This is a genomic window from Sporolactobacillus laevolacticus DSM 442 (genome assembly GCF_000497245.1).
GTDB lineage: Bacteria > Bacillota > Bacilli > Bacillales > Sporolactobacillaceae > Sporolactobacillus > Sporolactobacillus laevolacticus.
Genome location: NZ_AWTC01000005.1, coordinates 74,920 through 93,342 on the forward strand (window position 1 = coordinate 74,920; position 18,423 = coordinate 93,342).

Annotated in this window: 20 protein-coding genes and 1 riboswitch; of the genes, 5 read left to right on the forward strand and 15 right to left on the reverse strand. The window is 44.3% G+C overall.

Going from position 1 to position 18,423, the window contains the following annotated elements; all coding sequences use genetic code 11:
• Positions 1-212: 212 nt before the first annotated feature.
• Positions 213-1,511: an aspartate aminotransferase family protein gene (locus P343_RS25640; protein ID WP_023509627.1), complete on the reverse strand. Its 1,299-nt coding sequence runs from the start codon at positions 1,509-1,511 to the stop codon at positions 213-215.
• Positions 1,512-1,738: 227 nt separating this feature from the next.
• Here P343_RS25640 and P343_RS25645 point away from each other — a divergent pair, with 227 nt between their 5' ends.
• A complete protein-coding gene (locus tag P343_RS25645) occupies positions 1,739-2,623 on the forward strand; it encodes a LysR family transcriptional regulator (RefSeq protein ID WP_023509628.1) in 885 nt (294 codons plus the stop codon).
• A 30-nt stretch (positions 2,624-2,653) separates the two neighbouring features.
• Here the strand turns inward: P343_RS25645 and P343_RS25650 are convergent, their stop codons facing one another.
• From P343_RS25650 to P343_RS25670, 5 genes are read right to left on the reverse strand one after another with little or no spacing between them, the layout of a single operon-like run.
• Positions 2,654-3,379, reverse strand: coding sequence for an amino acid ABC transporter ATP-binding protein (locus P343_RS25650; RefSeq protein ID WP_023509629.1), 726 nt, complete (start codon positions 3,377-3,379; stop codon positions 2,654-2,656).
• Positions 3,366-4,043: an amino acid ABC transporter permease gene (locus tag P343_RS25655; RefSeq protein WP_023509630.1), complete on the reverse strand. Its 678-nt coding sequence runs from the start codon at positions 4,041-4,043 to the stop codon at positions 3,366-3,368. Before P343_RS25655 ends, P343_RS25650 begins: the two co-directional genes overlap by 14 nt.
• 30 nt (positions 4,044-4,073) lie before the next feature.
• Positions 4,074-4,847 (reverse strand): transporter substrate-binding domain-containing protein, encoded by a 774-nt coding sequence (locus tag P343_RS25660; RefSeq protein WP_023509631.1) that lies wholly within the window; start codon positions 4,845-4,847, stop codon positions 4,074-4,076.
• A gap of 57 nt (positions 4,848-4,904) precedes the next feature.
• A complete protein-coding gene (locus tag P343_RS25665) occupies positions 4,905-6,572 on the reverse strand; it encodes a M20/M25/M40 family metallo-hydrolase (RefSeq protein ID WP_023509632.1) in 1,668 nt (555 codons plus the stop codon).
• A 31-nt stretch (positions 6,573-6,603) separates the two neighbouring features.
• The gene (locus tag P343_RS25670) at positions 6,604-7,593 is read right to left on the reverse strand and encodes a dimethylarginine dimethylaminohydrolase family protein (RefSeq protein WP_023509633.1); all 990 of its coding nucleotides are present in this window, start codon (positions 7,591-7,593) and stop codon (positions 6,604-6,606) included.
• A gap of 345 nt (positions 7,594-7,938) precedes the next feature.
• Positions 7,939-8,039: riboswitch (purine riboswitch) on the forward strand.
• 257 nt (positions 8,040-8,296) lie between these two features.
• Here P343_RS25670 and P343_RS25675 point away from each other — a divergent pair.
• Both P343_RS25675 and P343_RS25680 read left to right on the forward strand, forming a co-directional pair.
• Positions 8,297-9,634 carry a 5'-deoxyadenosine deaminase gene (locus P343_RS25675; RefSeq protein WP_023509634.1) on the forward strand — a complete coding sequence of 446 codons (1,338 nt, stop codon included), beginning with the start codon at positions 8,297-8,299 and terminating at the stop codon, positions 9,632-9,634.
• Between the two features lie 133 nt (positions 9,635-9,767).
• Positions 9,768-10,397, forward strand: coding sequence for a superoxide dismutase (locus tag P343_RS25680; protein WP_023509635.1), 630 nt, complete (start codon positions 9,768-9,770; stop codon positions 10,395-10,397).
• A gap of 91 nt (positions 10,398-10,488) precedes the next feature.
• Here the strand turns inward: P343_RS25680 and P343_RS25685 are convergent, their stop codons facing one another.
• Positions 10,489-11,142: a helix-turn-helix transcriptional regulator gene (locus P343_RS25685; RefSeq protein WP_023509636.1), complete on the reverse strand. Its 654-nt coding sequence runs from the start codon at positions 11,140-11,142 to the stop codon at positions 10,489-10,491.
• 99 nt (positions 11,143-11,241) lie between these two features.
• Between P343_RS25685 and P343_RS25690 the strand changes: the two genes are divergently transcribed.
• Complete coding sequence (locus P343_RS25690; RefSeq protein ID WP_023509637.1) at positions 11,242-11,493, forward strand: YuzB family protein; 252 nt, start codon at positions 11,242-11,244, stop codon at positions 11,491-11,493.
• Positions 11,494-11,521: 28 nt separating this feature from the next.
• Here the strand turns inward: P343_RS25690 and P343_RS25695 are convergent, their stop codons facing one another.
• The 5 genes from P343_RS25695 to P343_RS25715 form a co-directional block, all read right to left on the reverse strand.
• Positions 11,522-12,562 carry a lactonase family protein gene (locus P343_RS25695; protein WP_023509638.1) on the reverse strand — a complete coding sequence of 347 codons (1,041 nt, stop codon included), beginning with the start codon at positions 12,560-12,562 and terminating at the stop codon, positions 11,522-11,524.
• A gap of 64 nt (positions 12,563-12,626) precedes the next feature.
• Entirely contained in the window at positions 12,627-13,478 is an 852-nt protein-coding gene (locus P343_RS25700) for a hypothetical protein (protein ID WP_023509639.1), read from the reverse strand.
• Between the two features lie 3 nt (positions 13,479-13,481).
• Positions 13,482-14,225 carry an oxygen-insensitive NADPH nitroreductase gene (gene nfsA / locus P343_RS25705; protein WP_023509640.1) on the reverse strand — a complete coding sequence of 248 codons (744 nt, stop codon included), beginning with the start codon at positions 14,223-14,225 and terminating at the stop codon, positions 13,482-13,484.
• 91 nt (positions 14,226-14,316) lie between these two features.
• On the reverse strand, positions 14,317-14,547 hold the full coding sequence (locus tag P343_RS25710; RefSeq protein ID WP_023509641.1) for a DUF1653 domain-containing protein: 231 nt from the start codon (positions 14,545-14,547) through the stop codon (positions 14,317-14,319).
• A 119-nt stretch (positions 14,548-14,666) separates the two neighbouring features.
• Positions 14,667-15,596 (reverse strand): manganese-dependent inorganic pyrophosphatase, encoded by a 930-nt coding sequence (locus tag P343_RS25715; protein WP_023509642.1) that lies wholly within the window; start codon positions 15,594-15,596, stop codon positions 14,667-14,669.
• Between the two features lie 295 nt (positions 15,597-15,891).
• Between P343_RS25715 and P343_RS25720 the strand changes: the two genes are divergently transcribed.
• Positions 15,892-17,022 carry a glycerol dehydrogenase gene (locus tag P343_RS25720; protein ID WP_023509643.1) on the forward strand — a complete coding sequence of 377 codons (1,131 nt, stop codon included), beginning with the start codon at positions 15,892-15,894 and terminating at the stop codon, positions 17,020-17,022.
• 72 nt (positions 17,023-17,094) lie between these two features.
• Here P343_RS25720 and psiE read toward each other — a convergent pair whose 3' ends face one another.
• The 3 genes from psiE to P343_RS25730 form a co-directional block, all read right to left on the reverse strand.
• Positions 17,095-17,499 (reverse strand): phosphate-starvation-inducible protein PsiE, encoded by a 405-nt coding sequence (psiE, locus tag P343_RS25725; RefSeq protein ID WP_023509644.1) that lies wholly within the window; start codon positions 17,497-17,499, stop codon positions 17,095-17,097.
• A gap of 227 nt (positions 17,500-17,726) precedes the next feature.
• The gene (locus P343_RS0118665; RefSeq protein ID WP_023509645.1) at positions 17,727-18,197 is read right to left on the reverse strand and encodes a DUF2178 domain-containing protein; all 471 of its coding nucleotides are present in this window, start codon (positions 18,195-18,197) and stop codon (positions 17,727-17,729) included.
• Positions 18,194-18,409: a helix-turn-helix transcriptional regulator gene (locus P343_RS25730; RefSeq protein WP_023509646.1), complete on the reverse strand. Its 216-nt coding sequence runs from the start codon at positions 18,407-18,409 to the stop codon at positions 18,194-18,196. Before P343_RS25730 ends, P343_RS0118665 begins: the two co-directional genes overlap by 4 nt.
• Positions 18,410-18,423 lie beyond the last annotated feature (14 nt).

Genomic DNA, 18,423 nt, shown 5'->3' on the forward strand with positions numbered 1-18,423 from the left:
AACCGAGCATCTGCGGGGTCTTCTCTGGCCTGCGATCAACAGGATCGCTCCGCAGGCGTCTCACGCTTCCGTGTCACGAACTTAATTTATTGAGGGGAGACCACTTCGCGCCGTATCAGCAAGCCCCAAATTTTATACTTTCTTAGCTTGAAAGAAAAACCGGTTGCTCCCGAAAATCTGGGAGTCAACCGGTTTGTTGCAGTACCATTCAATTAGTTAACTTTTTGAGTAGCGTCCGTAAGTGATTCTTCCATACTTTCGCTGAAAATAGCGAAAGCATCGTCGATTTGTTCCTTAGTCACGATCAACGGCGGTATGAAACGGATAACGTTATGATTTACGCCGCAGTTAAGCAGGATCAGGCCTTTCTTAAGTGCTTTCGCTCGAATTGCAGAGACAATTTCACCATCCGGCTTTCCGTTCTGGTCGACAAATTCGATGCCGATCATCAGACCCAGCCCTCTAACCTCAAGCACTTCGTCGTGCTGCTCGGCCAGTTCAAGCAATTTCTGTTTAAAATATGAGCCCACTTCGGCTGCATGATCAACCAGACCGCCTTCCAGAAGTTCAAAAACTGCGACTCCGGCAGCGCAGGCTACAGGGTTCCCGCCGAATGTGCCGCCATGTGTTCCTGCCGGCCATTTATCCATAAGCTCACGTTTTGCAACCATAGCACTGAGCGGAAAACCGTTGGCAATCGCTTTAGCCAAACTCATAATATCTGGCTTCACATCAAAATTTTCATAGGCAAAAATTTTACCTGTACGGCCAAAACCGGTCTGAACCTCATCAAAGATGAGGAGAATTCCGTGTTCATCGCATATTTTCCGGATCGCCTGAAGGAAGGCCTTTGGTGGTACAACGTAACCGCCTTCACCTTGAATCGGTTCCATGATCATGCAGGCAACCTGTTCAGGCTCGATGAGATCGTGGAAAATCTCTTCAAGTTGCGCAAGACAACGGGAAACTTCCTGTTCTTCAGTGAGACCGGTGCGTGTTGCATACGGATACTCTGCATAATAGACACTTGGCAGGAGTCCTTCATAATTGCGGCGGTACTTCGCATTTGAAGCAGTCAGTGTGGTTGTCGCCAGCGTACGGCCATGAAAGCTGCGTTTGAACGAGATGATACCAGGACGATGTGTCACCTGTTTAGCTAGCTTTATCGCTGCTTCATTCGCTTCGGCACCGCTATTTGAGAAGTAGATCTTATAATTGCTTCCCACGTGCCCAAGTATTTTCTCAGCAAGTTTAATATAAGAGGCATAGTAGACGACATTGTGCCCGCCGTGAATCAACTGATCCATCTGTTCCTTCGCTTTTTGAACGACATACGGATGGTTGTGACCACAATTCACAACTGCGACTCCGCTGGCAAAATCAAGATACTTTTTGCCTTCTTCATCCCAGACATAGGCGCCTTCCCCTTTTACAACACCTAGTTGTGTTGCCCGTAAAGCGACCGGTGGAAAGAGATCCAATGATTTTTCATATAAGCTTTTTTCCGGCATAATACGTATACCTCTTTTTTAAAGGATTAGAAGAAACGAGATCCAAGACTAATGAAACAAACTTTAATATACGATTAAGAAAGTATAAAATTGTTAAAGAAACGAATATAAACGCTACTTTGGCTTCGCTCGCTTTAAGTCTTGGCGAAGCCAAGTTTTCTAAATATAATAAATTTAAACAATCATTTATTTACTTCTTTTAAGATCAATGGGTGGAGGAACGGTCCATGGAACTTAGGCATTTAAAAACTTTTCAGACAGCAGCCGAACTACTAAACTTCACGAAAGCAGCCAAAAAATTAAATTTCTCCCAGCCGACGGTTACCGCGCAAATCCGATCACTTGAGCAAGAAATCGGCCACCCTTTATTTTTTCGGATTGGCAACCAGACTTTTCTGACCGCGCATGGCGAAATCGTCAGGAAGTATGCAGACAAACTCTTTGCGACCATCGATTCAATGCATGCCGACCTGCAGGAAAAAAGCAGATCTGCGAGCAAATTAACCATCGCAGCATCAGAAACGTTTTGCACCCATTACTTTCCACCGATCATTCGCCAATTTCTTGAGGCCTATCCGGAGATTGGTATCAAACTGGTCTCCTGCACCAGTGATAAAGTCATTGCAGGCATCGACAGCAACGCTTTCGATATCGGCATTATTTCCGGTTCTTATAACAAAGCTGGTGTAACCAATGTCGTCATCTCTGAAGAGGAAGACCTCGTCTTGGTTGTCTCAAAAGAACTTCATAGCAAGCACTCAACCCAGGAACTTCTGGAACAGTATCCATTTATTAAGTATGAAATTGTCGGTCCCTTTGAGCAGCAAATGAACAGCTATATTCAGGAAACCGGTATCCGTTCCCGGAAGATCGTAGAATCAAGCAGCCTTGAAGCTGTAAAGAGTGCTGTCATGAATGCCATTGGTGTAGGCTTGATTAGCCGAAATCTTGTTAAAAAAGAATTGGCTTCACGCCAGTTATATGAAATCTTACTGAACAAAAAGCCAATTCGAATTCAAACCTCTTTAATCATTGCGACGCACAAGCTTGGTGATCAAAAAACCATGCATCTGATCCGGCTCATCGAACAAAATTGGAACACGATTCATTAAGCATCTTAGCAGATCTTTTTGAACAACATCTTAGAGGATCTTTTCCAAAAAATCCTTTGCACGTTCCGTAGTCGGATTGCTGAAAAAGGCTTCAGGCGTGTTGGACTCCAGAATTCTGCCATCGTCCATGAACACAACTTTGTTGGCCACTTGCTTGGCAAATCCCATTTCATGCGTGACGATAATCATCGTCATTCCGGATTCAGCAAGTGACTGAATAACATCGAGCACTTCCTTGACCATTTCCGGATCAAGTGCCGAGGTCGGTTCATCAAAAAGCATATAGTCCGGCTCCATAGCGAGCGAACGCGCAATGGCAACCCGTTGCTTTTGACCGCCTGAAAGTTTGTTCGGATACTGGTTCTTTTTCTCAAGCAGACCGACCTTATTCAAAAGTTCCTCTGCTTTTTTGACCGCCTCTTCTTTTGAGAGTCCTTTGACTTTCATCGGTGCGTAAATCAGGTTATCAAGCACGGTTTTATGCGGAAAAAGATAGAAATGCTGAAAGACCATGCCGACCTTTTCCCGTACTTTGATGACCTGCTTCGGTTTCATCGCTGTCATATTGTGTTCATCGACCATAACCGTGCCGGAGGTCGGACGTTCAAGCAGATTAAGGCAACGTAAAAAGGTTGATTTTCCTGAGCCGGAGGGACCGATCACGACAACCACTTCGCCCTGATTGATCTGTAACGAAACATCTTTTAAAACTTTGATGCTTCCAAAGTCTTTTACGATATGTTCAGCCTTGATCACTGCGGCTCAGCCTCCTTTCAATACGTCCGCCGATAAAAGTCAAAAGCAGGACGACAAGATAATACATGATAAATGCAACGAACATCGGCGGAAAATAGGTGTAATATTGTGCCGAAACAATCTGTGACCGCCGCATCATGTCGGTGACGGCAATCGTCGATACGATCGCCGAATCCTTGGTCAGGGTAATGAATTCGTTCATCATTGCCGGCAGGATGTTCTTGATTGCCTGTGGGAGAATGATGTCCTTCATCATCGACCAATAGCCGACACCGAGTGCGCCGGCCGCTTCAAACTGGCCTTTATCCACCGCATTGATACCTGAACGGATAATCTCGGACATATAAGCTCCTGAATTAAGTCCAAAAGTTATTATTGCGCACGTTGTCGGATCAACATCGTTCAATCCGATTAACTGCGGAATTGCGAGATATGCCAGAGCAAGCTGCATGATCAGCGGTGTCCCGCGGAAAATAGATGTATAGCCACGGGCGAATCCATTCAATAGTTTAATATTGCTGATTTTGCACAGAGACAGCAACGTTCCTAAGACAAAACCAATAATTGCCGCACCTAACGCAATCCCCAAAGTTACCCATATACCATTAACGATATAGGGAATCGAAGGAGCAATTGCTTTGAAACTGCTAATGAATTGTTCCATCGCCCCATTATCCTTTCAGTGCTTTTTCGCTTACTGATTTTTGATCCATTTGTTGACCAGCTTGTCTTTTGTTCCGTTCTTCGCAAGTTTTTGCAGTGCTTTGTCAAACTGAGCTGCAAGTTTACTGTTTTTCGGGAATGCGGCACTGATCGGATCGTATTGTGTTTTGCCGTCAACGACTGCGTTGAATTGTTGGAATGTCTTGTCTTTGCTTGTGTAACCATAAGCAACCGTGTCAACCGTAACAATTGCGTCCAGCTTGCCAGCGCGCATTGCTTCAACCATTTCGTTCAGCTTGTCCCAGGTTTGAATTTTCATCGGGATCGTTTTGCTGACTTTCTTCGCCAACGTTTCTTGAGTTGTTCCGAGCTGAACGCCGACCTTCTTGTTCTTCAAGTCTTCCATCGTCTTAATGTTTGTGCCTTTTCTTGTCAAAATAACTTGGAACGATTGGTAGTACGTTTTCGAGAAGTCTACTTGCTTGCGGCGATCTGGTGTGTCAACCATGCCAGCCATAACGAAGTCTACTTTCTTGCTGCCGAGTGCAGCGATCAGTCCGCTAAAGTCCTGATTTTTGATTTCCAATTTGTAGCCGAGTTCTTTGGCAACAGCCTTAGCCAAGTCAATGTCAAAGCCGACAATTTTATTGCCGTTTGCAGTGTCCACGGATTCAAATGGAGGATAGTCAGCACTTGTTCCCATAACAATCGTTTTTTTCTTATCCGAGCTACTGCTTGAGCTGCTACATGCTGACAATACAATCAGAAGCAGCGCCATCAATACTAAACTTAATTTTTTAACCATTTGTTATTCGCCTCTTTTTGATTTATTTATTTCCTTTTACAAGGAAGGAAAAACTGATTAAACTTGTGCAAATTCGGAAAGGATGCCCTCAGTCATTGAACGGATCAATTGAGGGAGCACGCCAAATGAATAAGGTTTGTACACACGCTCCATCCAAGTATGCGCGCGTTTACCATAGACACCCATATCCATAACCGGAATATTCAATTTACGGATTTGTTCTAGGGGAACACTGTAGGTTTTGCCCCACCCCGGAAAATTCCCCAATATTGACGCCGTTTCTTCCGCAGACTCACTCATCGCCAAGTAGCTGCTGTCCGCGAGATAAGGGAAGAAGCGTTTCTTGGAAAAAGTCTCTCCGGTTTCCTGCTCCGCCTGACGCAAAACGCGATCGAGAATTTGGTCACAGCGCTTTTCCGCCTCAACTTCTTCTCTCAAATAGTTGTGCGGGCAATAAGGCGGTGCAAAGAAAACAATGACTTTAGGACGATTATCCCCGGCATGCGCTTCAAGCGCTTCAATAATTTTAAAACTGATCTGCCGAAAATCCTCCTGCGGATTTTCCTGAATCACTTGATCCGTTATTTCTTCAACCGGAACACCTTTACTCTTCAATTCTCCTGCGAAATCTTCGTAACTCATCACAGCTGCAGACCAGTCTGGTGACTGTCCTTCCAACCCGCAATTTTCCGAGAAAACAGTGTACTGTTTCTTTAAAAACAGCTCGAGATCATCGCACACGTGCTGCGCCACGTCCTTCAGTTGGCCAAGTACTGCTTTTGGTGTACGTTCGTACAGAAAATAATTAAAGTAAAGAAAAGTCGTTCCTGCCGTCTGGACATTATAAAATGCCTTTCTGTCCCGAAGAAAGAGGCAGGACGGCGGGAGAATCACTTCATCGGGAATCTTCTCAGCGCAATCCATGTTGTTGTTCAAAACGCTGTTGATATTACTTGCAATCAGTGTTGGATCGATCCCGGCCAAAGTTTCTCCAACATGCGTTTCCCTGCCTCTTATATAGAAACAGCCAAGCAATTTTCCAGCAGAACCTGTATAAACATAGCGACGCGAATCACCCTTGTAGAGCGGGCTGACAAAATCGCCATTAATTGCCAACACGTAATCCAGATTTTTTTCCTTTTTCAATCGGATCAGTTCATCAACGGCTTTCATGACACCTTCATGGTCATTTTCCTCAACCGGGTTAAACATGGCAAGAATATTTCCATTCAACTGATCTCGATGTTCCGAGTAGAAAAGCAGATTGCATAAATGAACGGCATCGCCGCTCTTCATATCCAGTGCGCCTCGGCCAAACAACCAGTTTCCGGATGCGGCGTCCTGCTGAACATCACTGTCTTTTGAATAGTTCTCAAAATAGTGTTGCAGATAATCAGGATCCAACGCGTGCTCCTCAATTGATCCAAAATCATCAATGCCCACCGTATCCATATGACCATGATAAATGATGGTCTTATTATTTTCAAACCCACCTTCAAGCAAAGCGAAAACATTTTTTCTTCCGAGTGCGTCCCCTTCCAGAACTTGCGTCCACACTTGTTCAGGATGCTGCTTGAAATAGGGGAAGGAACGGAGAATAGATTCTAGTTTATCCGCCATGTTTATTTCGCCATTCGTGCCATTCACACTTTTGACACCGACAAGCGCTCTTGTTATTTTTTCCGCCTGATCTTTGATAGGTAGGCTTTTTATGGCTTCATACATTTAGAGTTTCTCCTCTTCTCTCTATTTACTTTTACACATTGTCACGCTGAAGCACGAGTGATGAACAATGAATGCCTCCACCCATCTTGTTGAGTTCATCAACTGGAATTGCGATCACTTCAACGCCCGCTTTCTCAAGCGCCTCAATTGTCCGTTCGCCAAGTGAGGTAAATAAAACCTTACCTGGTGCGAGGCATAGGCAATTCGTAGTCATCGGCGGATCGAGCGGATCGGTATAAATCAGCTTGATGCCTCGCTTTTGCAAATCTTGGAGGAACCAGTGCGGTAAGTTTGACGGATCGACTAGTGCTTTATCGACATCGACCATATTGAACACTTCATCAAGATGAATCATGCTGGAAGGAAGATCGACCACGATCAGCTCCATGCCTTGCCAGGAAAGGATCGCACGAAGCTGGTCAATACCGGCTTGATTGACACGAATAGAGCGGCCGACGATCGCAGTTTTCCGATCAAAGACCATAAAGCTGCCGCCTTCGACAAATCCTTGACCCTGGATTGAGGCAAGAACGGGCATGCCTATCTGGGCTGCTGTCTTCAACGTCCTGCGCGCTTCCCCATATCTGAATTTCAAGGCAAAGCGAGCCAGTATCAGGCCTCCCGGGATTACCATGCCGACATCTCTTGCGAAAAGATTGTTGGTCAGTAGTTCACCATCATCAATCAACGAGATGACTTCAACTCCCTCTTTTTTCAGAATATTGGTCATCCGATCATGCTGCTCTTGCATTTTTGCAAGGTCCAGCGGCTCTTTGCTTAAGCAGTAGCTGACAATCGCACCTTTTTCATCACGAAGAATTCTAGCCCCCGCTTCCGCCTCAAATTTCGCTTTATTCAGTTCTAGAATTTCATCACCCGGCCTGTGAACGAACACCTTTCTTACCTTCCCAACTGCGTTGGCGTTCCCCCAGTCTGCGGACCAATAGTTCTCTAACAGGTTTGCATTCTCAAATGAATCTTGAACCATGTTCTCATCAAGAAATTTATGCAGTACTGACAAACAAACTCCTCCTTTAAGACATGTATGGCTTCAATACATGTGACGGCACAAAAGCTTACACAAAATTTCTATTTCTATAATAATATAAAAATTTACAACAGCGTTATTTATAAATTTCTATGTCAGGTATATGATAATCCTATCGTCCAAGTTTTAAAAGGACTGAAGAGAACCTTAACTATTTGGAAAAAGGAATTTTTTTCTGATTTTTCTATCTATGAATGTTCCGAAATGCCAATTTTTCATTATATATTGTCAGATTAGCTGATCAATTAAATAAACAAGGTTAGATTTTCTGACAATAATATTGACGATTACTTAACATTCAACTATTATTATTTTTGTAAACTTCATCCTTTCTGTTTTCGTATATCCTTAATAATACGGTTTGAGGGTCTCTACCGAGGAACCGGAAATTCCCGGCTACGAAAAAATATGCATGCATATTTTTTTCGTAGCCCTTTTTTTGTTCCCACAACTCACAGACGCTGACATTCCTTAGTAGAGTCTGTTCGAAAAGGAGGACAAAAGGACCAAGAAGGTCAAGGAAACGCAGCTTTGAGCACCGGAGCGTATGCGAATAATACGTGAGGAGCGGAAAAGCAAGTTGACACAGAGATTCGCCGGTAATTTTTCCCGGACTTTTCGAACATCCTCTAACAATTAAACGGCTGCATATAGCCAACAAGCGGAGATGATCCATTTGAAACGAATATTGATTAAGAACGCGGAGCTCATCACGATGAATGAAAGTGAAGAAATCCTTCATGGAGACTTATTGATTGAGGATAACCGTATCATTTCGGTTGGTACGAAGGTCGAACCAAAACCCGAAGATCACATAATCGATGGGACAGGACGGACAGTTATCCCCGGATTCATTCAAACGCACATTCACTTGTGCCAGACTCTGTTCCGCGGCAAAGCAGATGACCTCGAATTGATGGATTGGCTGCGGACCCGCATCTGGCCTCTGGAAGCTTCTCATGACGAAGAGTCCATCTATATGTCGGCATTACTCGGCATCGGCGAACTCATCTCTGGTGGATCAACAACCATTGTCGATATGGAAACCGTCCACTATACAAACGAAGCGTTTCAGGCGATTGCCGAAAGCGGCATTCGGGCACTCTCCGGAAAAGTAATGATGGATAAAGGGACCGATGTGCCGCTTGGACTCCAAGAACAGACCGAAGCATCCATTCGCGAAAGTGTCGATTTACTTGAAAAATGGAATGGACACGACAACGGACGAATTCGTTATGCATTCGCCCCCCGATTTGTCATTTCTTGTACGGAGTCTTTGCTCACGCAGGTACGCGATCTCGCGGAGCATTACGATGTCTTTGTCCACACCCATGCTTCAGAGAACCGTGGAGAAATTGCGATTGTCGAGCAAGATACCGGCATGCGTAATATCGTCTATCTCGACCATATTGGTCTTGCCGGAAAACGCCTAATCCTTGCTCACTGCATTTGGCTGAATGAAGAAGAAAAGGAAATCATCAGACAGCGCGGCGTGCACGTCAGCCACTGCCCAGGCTCAAATTTGAAACTCGCCTCCGGGATTGCTCAAGTACCGCAAATGGCAGATATGGGTATTAACCTGGGACTTGGCGCAGATGGGGCACCTTGCAACAACAATTTGGATATGTTCAACGAAATGCGGCTAGCTGCATTGATTCATAAACCTGTACACGGACCGACCGCAATGAATGCCCATCATATTTTTCGAATGGCAACGATCGATGGCGCCCGAGCAGTGGGCATGGAAAAAGAAATCGGCAGCTTGGAACCCGGTAAAAAAGCAGATCTTGCCATACTTAATCTGAATAGTTTCCATTGTAACCCATCATTCGGTACCGATCCGATTTCTCGCATCGTTTATTCTGCCATGAGTTCGGATGTCGAGACAACCATCATTGACGGCAGGATCGTTATGGAAAAACGTATGATGAAAACCATTAATCAAACATTTGTTTTAAAAGAATCTGAGCGTGCCATCAGCCGTCTGATGAAAAGAGCAGGCATTCATGTTTAAACTTTCTCTGCCCGCCATCCTCCACCACGCATAATTGAGTTATTCCTGAGCAAAATAATTGCTTGAAATGCCAATTGTTGGTTTAATTAAAGCGTGGTTAATAAACTATTCGGTTTAAAAAGGAGGATGCCTTATGAGTCAATTTGAACTGCCTGAACTTGAATTTGCTCCCGATGCCCTTGAGCCGTACATTGATAAAGAAACGATGACGATTCATCACGATAAACATCATCAGACCTACATCACCAACCTAAATGCCGCATTAGACAAACATCCCGAGTTGAAGGATCACTCGCTAACGGATCTAATTGCCCATTTAGAAAAGGTGCCGGAAGACATTCGAACAGCCGTCCGAAACAATGGCGGCGGCCACTACAACCACAGCCTCTTCTGGAAGGTCCTTATTCCAGGCGGATCGAGCCAGCCAACCGGCGCATTGGCAAAAGCGATTGATGAACAGCTCGGTGGTTTTGAAGCATTTAAAGAAAAATTTTCTGCCGCCGCTGCCGGTCAGTTCGGCTCAGGTTGGGCATGGCTCACTGTGAATCAACTAAATCGGCTCAAAGTCACCAACACGCCTAACCAAGACAGTCCGTTGATGGATAGCGAAACACCACTGCTCGGCCTTGATGTCTGGGAACATGCATATTACCTAAAGTATCAAAATAAGCGCCCAGAATACATTAAGAATTTTTTCAACGTGATTAATTGGGATTATGTTAGCGATGTTTATGATAAGGTGCTAGCCAAAGTTGTCCAATAATATGATGAAAAATTCTTCCTCTAGCAAAAAGAGACGCCTCTCAGCGTCTCTTTTTATATGCAATTTTTTCTACAAAAATAAGCAGCAACACTTAATTCCGTGTTGCGGAAGGCTGATTAAACCGAATAACGAATCGGCAATAGGCTCCACCTTCTGCCCGGCAAATGGTCCGCTCCACATGCTCCGCCCCGAGGAAATCTTTAATTAATTCTGTTTCACGTGCGCAGGCAATCGGAAAATTCCGTGCCACTTCCATGATCGGGCAATTATATTCCGTCAGCACATAGCTGCCCTCACTCACTTTTTCCAACTGGCTCATGTAGCCCTTCGTATTCTGAATCACATTCAGCTTCGATGTCTTTTCTTCATGATCATTTCTGCCGATTACGTGAGATTGATACTCATCAAGAAGACGAATTTTACGATTAAGAAACAATTTTTCAATGGCTTCCTTACCAAAGGATTCTTCTATGTCACTTAAAAAGCGAACGGTCATTTCCCCGTAATTTTTCGGAAACAGTTCATCAGATCTCGGATTCAGTGAAAAGAACTGAACCGGCCGGCCAACGGCTTGTTTGCTGTTCTCTACATCAATAAAACCATCCTGAATAAGCGTGTTCAAATGCTTTCGGACACCCATTTCAGTCATGTGAAGGTAGTCTGCGAATTCGGCCGCAGATAGTTTTGGGTTCTTTTTCAGCAAATCCAGTATGCGTCCTTTTGTTCCCGTCAATCGATTGGACAAATCGCTCCCCCCATAGTGCATCCTTGATTTAAAGACCTTATTCTTTATAGAATATAAAGTATAGTTTGTTTTTGATCATGTCAACTCAGGAGGATCCCGATGAATGAAGGAATAGGTCTTGTCACCATTGAAGTCTGTGATTACGGTTCGCTTACCGTTGAGCATTTAAAAAAAATAGCCCGTCACCCGGAAGTCGCGGTGATGAACTATGATTGTCTTAACATTTGCGGCATGTGCAGCCTGAAGCCATTCGCCATCGTCAATGGACGAAGAGTTTTTGCCAACACTATTGAAGAATGCCTGGAAAAAGTTGAACGCACAGTTAATGAAGAGTTAAGTGCGCTTCAATAACATATGTCCTAGCAAATCAAGCCAACCATCAATGCAGGAACTTAATGCATACCGGGTCTGGCACTTCCAGCTTTGAATCAAGCACAGAAAGGCGCCCGGATTCAACATCCCGTTCATACAAAAATAAATCGCCGGAATTTTGATTTGCGACAATCAAAAACCGACCGCTCGGGTCAATTTCAAAATCGCGTGGCCAATCCCCCATTGTTTCTATATGCTCGACAAGTGCAAGTTTGCCGCTCTGCGGATCGATGCGAAAAACCGCTATGCTGTTATGTCCACGATTCGATACATAAAGAAAACGTCCATCAGCACTAATTTTAATCGCTGCGCCCTGACTATGCTCAGCAAAGTCTGAGGGCAGCGCGCTAACTGTCTGAAGAACTGCGAATCGACCGCTCCCCGCATCGAATTGAAGCGCGATCACTTCTGAACTGAGTTCGGTCATGACATAGGCATATGGAGCATCCGGATGGAAAGCGAGATGGCGTGGACCCGTACCCGGATCAAAATTAAGGACACTTTGCGCGATCCATTCATCATCAGACAACTTATACGTACTTAATTCATCAGTGCCGAGATCTACAGTAATTGCAAAATGTTCATCCGGAGTAAAATCAGCAAAATGAACATGGGGACCGTCCTGCCTTGACGAATCCGCCCCTGATCCACTGTGCTGAACATGAGCAGCTAGGTTTACCCCAGTCTCTTGATCAACCGAATACATGCTTGCCATACCGCTGTGATAATTAGCTGCCAAAACTCGGCTGTTCAATCGATTGACACCCACATAACAAGGAGACGGGCCTTCTTCTACCTGCGCGCCTAGCAGTTCAAGTTCCCCTGATTTGCCACGAGTATAACATGCAACACCGCCGCTCATTCCTTTTTTAATTACAGAATAAAGGTACCGGTTATCCTCAGAGATTGTAAGATAGGTCGGGTTATCTAATTGTGCCTCAACCTTTAAGGCGGTCAGCTTCTTGTGCTCAGTATCTAGAACAAAGGAATAAATACCTTCACTTTTTCCTTTAGTATAGGTGCCGATGTATCCTTTATAATTACTCACCGACGTTCCTCCTTTTCAACATTGTTTATTTTCACTCAGTCATCATTATCTATTTTAGTATTAATTACTCGTTCTTCATACGCCGCATCACAAGGTACAACAGATTACTGAGAAAATAAACAAGAAACGAGAAGAAAACGGATAAACTCAGCATCATCATCAACACGAAATTAAACCTGGCAATCCATTGCATCATCTGGCCATGCAAACTTGGATCAAGAAGAACACTAATTGCATTCGTTAAAAGAAAGAACAGAAACAGCGCTCCCGCTCCACTCTTGGCGCCACGAATGTCTTCAGCACTAAGAGACATACGTGAGGAGATACAAAGCGCTGCCAGTAAAAAGAGCCAAAAATAGGGATCAGCAAAATGTTGAACTGCAAACAAATGTTGAAACACCGTCTGCATGGCTCTCCCAAGCGCAACCCATGAGGGTAAATCAAATAACGAAAATAACCGTGGTGCACCTGATAAGTAACCTGAAAATAGTGTCGAAGTCCTGGGAACAAGCAATCTGGCACAAAGCGCGATCGCCAAACTGCCGCTGATTAACGGGGCAACACCGATAAAAAGATTGCCGATTCTCTGATAAAGGCTGCCCGGATTATAGGCGTGCCGGACATATCCGATTGTGCCGTCCGGTCCAATTGCCTGAAGAAGCTTGATTTCCGTAACTTTATGGCGAAAAATCAAGCACATGAACGCATGGCCGAGTTCATGAATCGGAGTGCCCAGCCATGCCGTAACATATATCCCTTTCATGCCGAATAAGCGAATCATTCTGATGTTCGCCTCACGCTCAAGCGTTCCTAGAATGAAACCGCAGGCGACAATTCCGCCAAGAAGGGAAATAAATTCAGATAAGGTGAGCCCGATAATCTTGACTGCAATCATTGCCCACTCTGCGCCGGACATTGCTTAACGCCTGCCCAGGTGCTGCTTTTCCAGGAATGGCTTGAGTGCCATGCGCGCCGGCGCACTCAACCCTTGAGCAATCTGACCGGTCCACGTCTCATCGCGATTCCCGCCTGTCCGTGAATGATAATAATCAGCGATCTGTTGATCATAGCCTTTCAACTCGTCTTCTGACATCCCTTTTCTGTACACATTTTTATGAAAAATGGATGTAAAAGGCAAGCGCGGCTTCTTTTCCGGTTCCTGATCCGGGTATCCAACTGCAAGACCGAATACTGGAAATGTGAACTCTGGCAGCTGCAAAAGTTCAGCTGTCTTTTTAACATCCCGCTGGATGCTGCCAATATAGCAAATGCCAAGGCCCATGGATTCAGCCGCAACGGCCATATTTTGAGCTGCGAATGCGGCATCGCCAAGCGCAACGATCAAACGTTGCGTAGTATCTAATACCGATGTATCTGTGTCAATATGTTCGCCAATCTGTTGATTGCGATATTGGTCGGCAACAAATACAAAGAAATAGCCATTCTCTTCCACATAAGACTGATCGCCGGAAATCTCCCTAAGCTGCTTCTTAATCAGGGGATCTTCAACACCAATAATGGAAAAGGATTGTGTAAAGCTAGATGTTGATGCCGCCTGCGCGCATTCCACAAGCAACTTTATCTGTTCTTCCGATAAGGCCTGATCTTTGAATTTCCTGATGGACCGGTGATTCAGCAATGTGCTGATGGTTTGGTTGTACATGTATCTAGATTCTCCCTTACAATGAAATCTTTTTTCTCATTATACGTGTTTCACCATTTTCGCGCATGAATGAGGCACCGGGACAATTAGGTTAATCTTGATAGTATTCAAAACGATATTTTTGTCCTGTCGGATTTTCTTTTCCTTCGTCAACTTCAGATAAGAACATTGTTTTTGGTCTAACCCATAGCTTGTTATCTCCATAAAGCGCTTGATAAACAACCATTTCTGTTTGTGTTTCCGAATCCAACGCAACGTCAATCACGTAATAGAATTTTCCTTTAAAATGACGATATAACGAACGGGACATAACGTTTCTCATTAATACACTCCTTTTATATTTTATATTAGCAGTCTGCTGCATTATTTACTCGTTTGGTGCCGAAAGCTAAAAAAAAACAGAGGGATCGGCTCCCTCTGTTCCTGGTTCTTGCAATATATTTATTTCGTCAGTTCTTCGGTTAAGACCGGAACGATCTGCTTTTTACGGGATACAACGCCCTTAAGTGTTGCAGTATTATTGTCTAAAGTCACCTTAAACGCACTTTCGGCTGCAGCAGCTGCTTTACCGAGGATTAGTGCTTCAGAATCGCTGGTTAAGATATTGGTTACAGCCAGTACAAACAGATCCAGGTTCTTCGCTTCGATTTCTTTGTTAATTACAGTTTCGAGTTCCGCCTGACGTGAGAGCACATCATTAATATCAACGACATTGACCTGGGCGATTTCCACTGCGTATTTGCCCATTTCAAAAGGCTTAACATCAATGGAGATCAGTTCTTCAGCCGATTTATCGGCAACGTTGGTACCTGCTTTGAGCATGTCCAGTCCGTAAGATTGTGCATCGACTCCGGAAATAGCTTCGAGTTCCTTAGCCGCTTTCACATCTTCTTCTGTGCATGTCGGTGATTTGAAAAGCAGGGTGTCGGAAATGATTGAGGACAGCATCAGGCCCGCAATCGTTTTGGAGATTTCCACGCCATTTTCTTTGTACAGCTTGTTAATGATTGTCGCTGTACAGCCAACTGGTTCAGCGCGGTAGTAAAGCGGAGCTTTGGTCTCAAAATTAGCAATGCGGTGATGGTCTACAACTGAGAGCACCTCAACATCTTCAATATCCTCAACGCTTTGCGGCCGTTCATTATGATCGACCAAATAGACAGCCGGCACTTCATTGGCAACAGTCTTTACAAAACGAGGCGCTTCCGTTTGAAAATGTTTCAGCACGTATTCCGTTTCACCATTCAAATCGCCAAGGCGAACGGGTTCTACTTCTTCTCCGAGTTTGTTCTTAAGTTCAGCAAATGCGATCGCTGAGCAAATCGCATCGGTATCAGGACTCTTATGCCCGAACACAAGCACTTTTCCCATTTTTTCTACCCCTTAGTTACGTATATTGGCTACTCACAGATGGTCCGTTCATAGTCTCTCAACAAAACATTACCTTATGTCAACCTGAATTTCAATAGCTGGAGGATTCACATTAACAAGCATGTTTTAAAAACCATTATTATTTATTTTGTCAATAACAAAACATTCATTAAGCAATGATAATCACGCTGAATTTGCACTTGTTCACATTTTATTCATTAATTTAAGCGCTTTCACTGGTATTCTGTGACCAATCATTTTATAATTAGGCTATCAAAAGGGAGGATGATCAGTCATGACAGATACTGCTATTTTAAAAAAAGGCACGAAGCTTGCGAAATCGGTCACATCACCAAAAAAATTCATTGTCGGCAAAGGCATACTTTCAAACATCAGCAGTTACATCAGTCCGTTCGGCGATAACGCCTACTTTATCTGTGACGAGTTTATTGTGGATCAAGCCGCAAAAGTCGGAGGCGCTTCATTCAACGCATCAGGCAAAACTGCTACGTTCGAGAAGTTTAACTACGAATGTTCACAGAATGAAATCGATCGCAACCGTAAGCTCGCAAGACTGGCTGGCGCTAATGTCATTGTAGGCATTGGCGGAGGAAAGACTTTGGATACAGCGAAAGCGACCGCCTACTACGAAAAACTGCCTGTCGTTATCTATCCGACCATCGCGTCAACGGACGCACCTTGTACGTCAATCACTGTAGTATATACCGACGAAGGGCAATTTGATCAGTATCTGTATTTGCCCAGCAATCCGGATATGGTTATCGCTGATACCGATATTCTCGCTTCGGCTCCTAAGCGTTTCTTTGCAGCGGGTATCGGCGATGGATTAACCACCTATTTTGAAGCCCGTGCCTGCTATCGCAGCAATGGATTGAACTTGGCAAATCTTCGTCCTTCTCTCATCGGTGTCGGCTTGGCTAAACAATGCTACGAAACAATTCTCCGCAACGCCATTCCAGCAATGCACGCAGTGGAGAAAAAACTGTCAACAACGGCAGTGGAAGCGGTCATTGAAGCAACCATCTACCTAAGTGGTGTGGGTGCAGAATCGGGTGGTCTTGCCGCGGCTCACGCGATTCATAATGGAATGACAGCCGTTCCATCGCTTCATCGCGTTCAGCATGGCGAAAAAGTGACGTTCGGACTCTTGGCTCAGCTCGTTCTCGAAAATGCGCCTCAGGAAGAGCTTGAAGAAGTCATTAACATCATAAAAGCAGTTGGCCTTCCGTTGACTTTACAGGATCTTGGCCTCACTGAATTCGTTGACGAAGAATGGCGCAACGTTGCCGAATTGTCGTGCTCGGTTAATGACACAATGGGCAATATGCCATTTGAAGTAACCCCAGATGATGTCTTTAACGCCATTGTTACCGCGGACGCAATCGCTCAAACCTATCACGATTGATTTTTTTGAAAGCGGTTTATTAATTTGAACTTATTTTCATGGCTCCCCTTCTTTTCCGAAGAGGAGCCATATTTACTCTCGTTTCAGCATCTTCGTATTTGCGATATACAGCGCTGCGACCAGCACAAGAATTGCGATCGCATACAGCAACACAGAATGCGGATTATCGTGGCTGACAATGATTAATCGAACAATCGCTGTGACACCGATATAAACAAAATAGCGCAGCGGAAAATGATAGTGCGCTTGAAAATACTTGATGATTAGCGCAATAAACTCAAAGTAAAGAAAAAATACGAGAATACCTTCAAGCAGATGATAATATGAGGCATTTTCGCTCAAGAAGAGATAAGTAAAAAATTGATAGGTTTCCTTGACCAACGCGACACTCAGCACAACCGCCAGCGCAATCAACACAATATTTAATGTCCACTGAAGCAGTGTGGTGAGCATCCAATCAATTTTTTTCTGTTCCATTAGATCCTCTCCTTTTTCAATCTAGTTTATCCTATTAGAGGGCGTTCGAAAAGTCCGGGAAAAATTACCGGCGAATCTCTGTGTCAACTTGCTTTTCCGCTCCTCACGTATTATTCTCATACATTCCGGTGCTCAAAGCTGCGTTTCCTTGACCTTCTTGGCCCTTTTTGTCCTCCTTTTCGAACAGACTCTATATTCTGTCTTGTTTCCATACCCATTTTTCTGCCTTAGGAACAATAGATATTTCTAACTTTAAAATAGTAAACCGTCACCTGAACCAAAGGAATGATAAGTAAAATAAATACAGGATAAGCCGGAAATAAATCGCGAACGACCGGATAAAAGACCATCAATCCTGCACAAAACGGAGAAACAATCCAAATGGTGCGAAATGCATCATAAGATGCTTTTGCGGTAATTGATCGCTCACGCTCGTCATCCGAAGGAGTCACAAGCGGATACATCCAAAAAGAAGGTCGTTTCTTTTTCTTCTTCCCAATATAAAAATCAATTCTTTCAATGACACTTAAGATGAGTAATGGGGCCATAGGCAAAAAGTTCATTTCAATAAAAAAATTTCCATGCGAATGAACCAACTCCTCAAAACCTTCCGCAAATTGAATGAGTGGGATCATTGCTAAACCAAATGCAAGAATCATTGCCACAGACATCACAAACGAAAAAACTAATCGTTTCACGTTTCATCCGCTCCCTTTTCCAGTTCAAATACCTCTTCCACGCGAAGACCAAACGCATCGCAGATCTGCATGCCAAGCAGGAGTGACGGGACATAGTCACCCTTCTCAATGGACGCGATCGTCTGCCGCGTTACACCAACCTTGTCTCCTAACTGCGCCTGCGTCCAATCATGTCGCGCTCTCAGTTCTTTCACTCGATTACAGATATGCAAGACGATTCAACTCA

Coding starts and splice junctions, on each gene's coding strand:
- P343_RS25640 (WP_023509627.1), bottom strand. CDS start 1,511: ATGCCGGAAAAAAGCTTATATGAAAAATCATTGGATCTCTTTCCACCG.
- P343_RS25645 (WP_023509628.1), top strand. CDS start 1,739: ATGGAACTTAGGCATTTAAAAACTTTTCAGACAGCAGCCGAACTACTA.
- P343_RS25655 (WP_023509630.1), bottom strand. CDS start 4,043: ATGGAACAATTCATTAGCAGTTTCAAAGCAATTGCTCCTTCGATTCCC.
- P343_RS25660 (WP_023509631.1), bottom strand. CDS start 4,847: ATGGTTAAAAAATTAAGTTTAGTATTGATGGCGCTGCTTCTGATTGTA.
- P343_RS25665 (WP_023509632.1), bottom strand. CDS start 6,572: ATGTATGAAGCCATAAAAAGCCTACCTATCAAAGATCAGGCGGAAAAA.
- P343_RS25680 (WP_023509635.1), top strand. CDS start 9,768: ATGAGTCAATTTGAACTGCCTGAACTTGAATTTGCTCCCGATGCCCTT.
- P343_RS25690 (WP_023509637.1), top strand. CDS start 11,242: ATGAATGAAGGAATAGGTCTTGTCACCATTGAAGTCTGTGATTACGGT.
- P343_RS25700 (WP_023509639.1), bottom strand. CDS start 13,478: ATGTCCGGCGCAGAGTGGGCAATGATTGCAGTCAAGATTATCGGGCTC.
- nfsA (WP_023509640.1), bottom strand. CDS start 14,225: ATGTACAACCAAACCATCAGCACATTGCTGAATCACCGGTCCATCAGG.
- P343_RS25710 (WP_023509641.1), bottom strand. CDS start 14,547: ATGAGAAACGTTATGTCCCGTTCGTTATATCGTCATTTTAAAGGAAAA.
- P343_RS25715 (WP_023509642.1), bottom strand. CDS start 15,596: ATGGGAAAAGTGCTTGTGTTCGGGCATAAGAGTCCTGATACCGATGCG.
- P343_RS25720 (WP_023509643.1), top strand. CDS start 15,892: ATGACAGATACTGCTATTTTAAAAAAAGGCACGAAGCTTGCGAAATCG.
- psiE (WP_023509644.1), bottom strand. CDS start 17,499: ATGGAACAGAAAAAAATTGATTGGATGCTCACCACACTGCTTCAGTGG.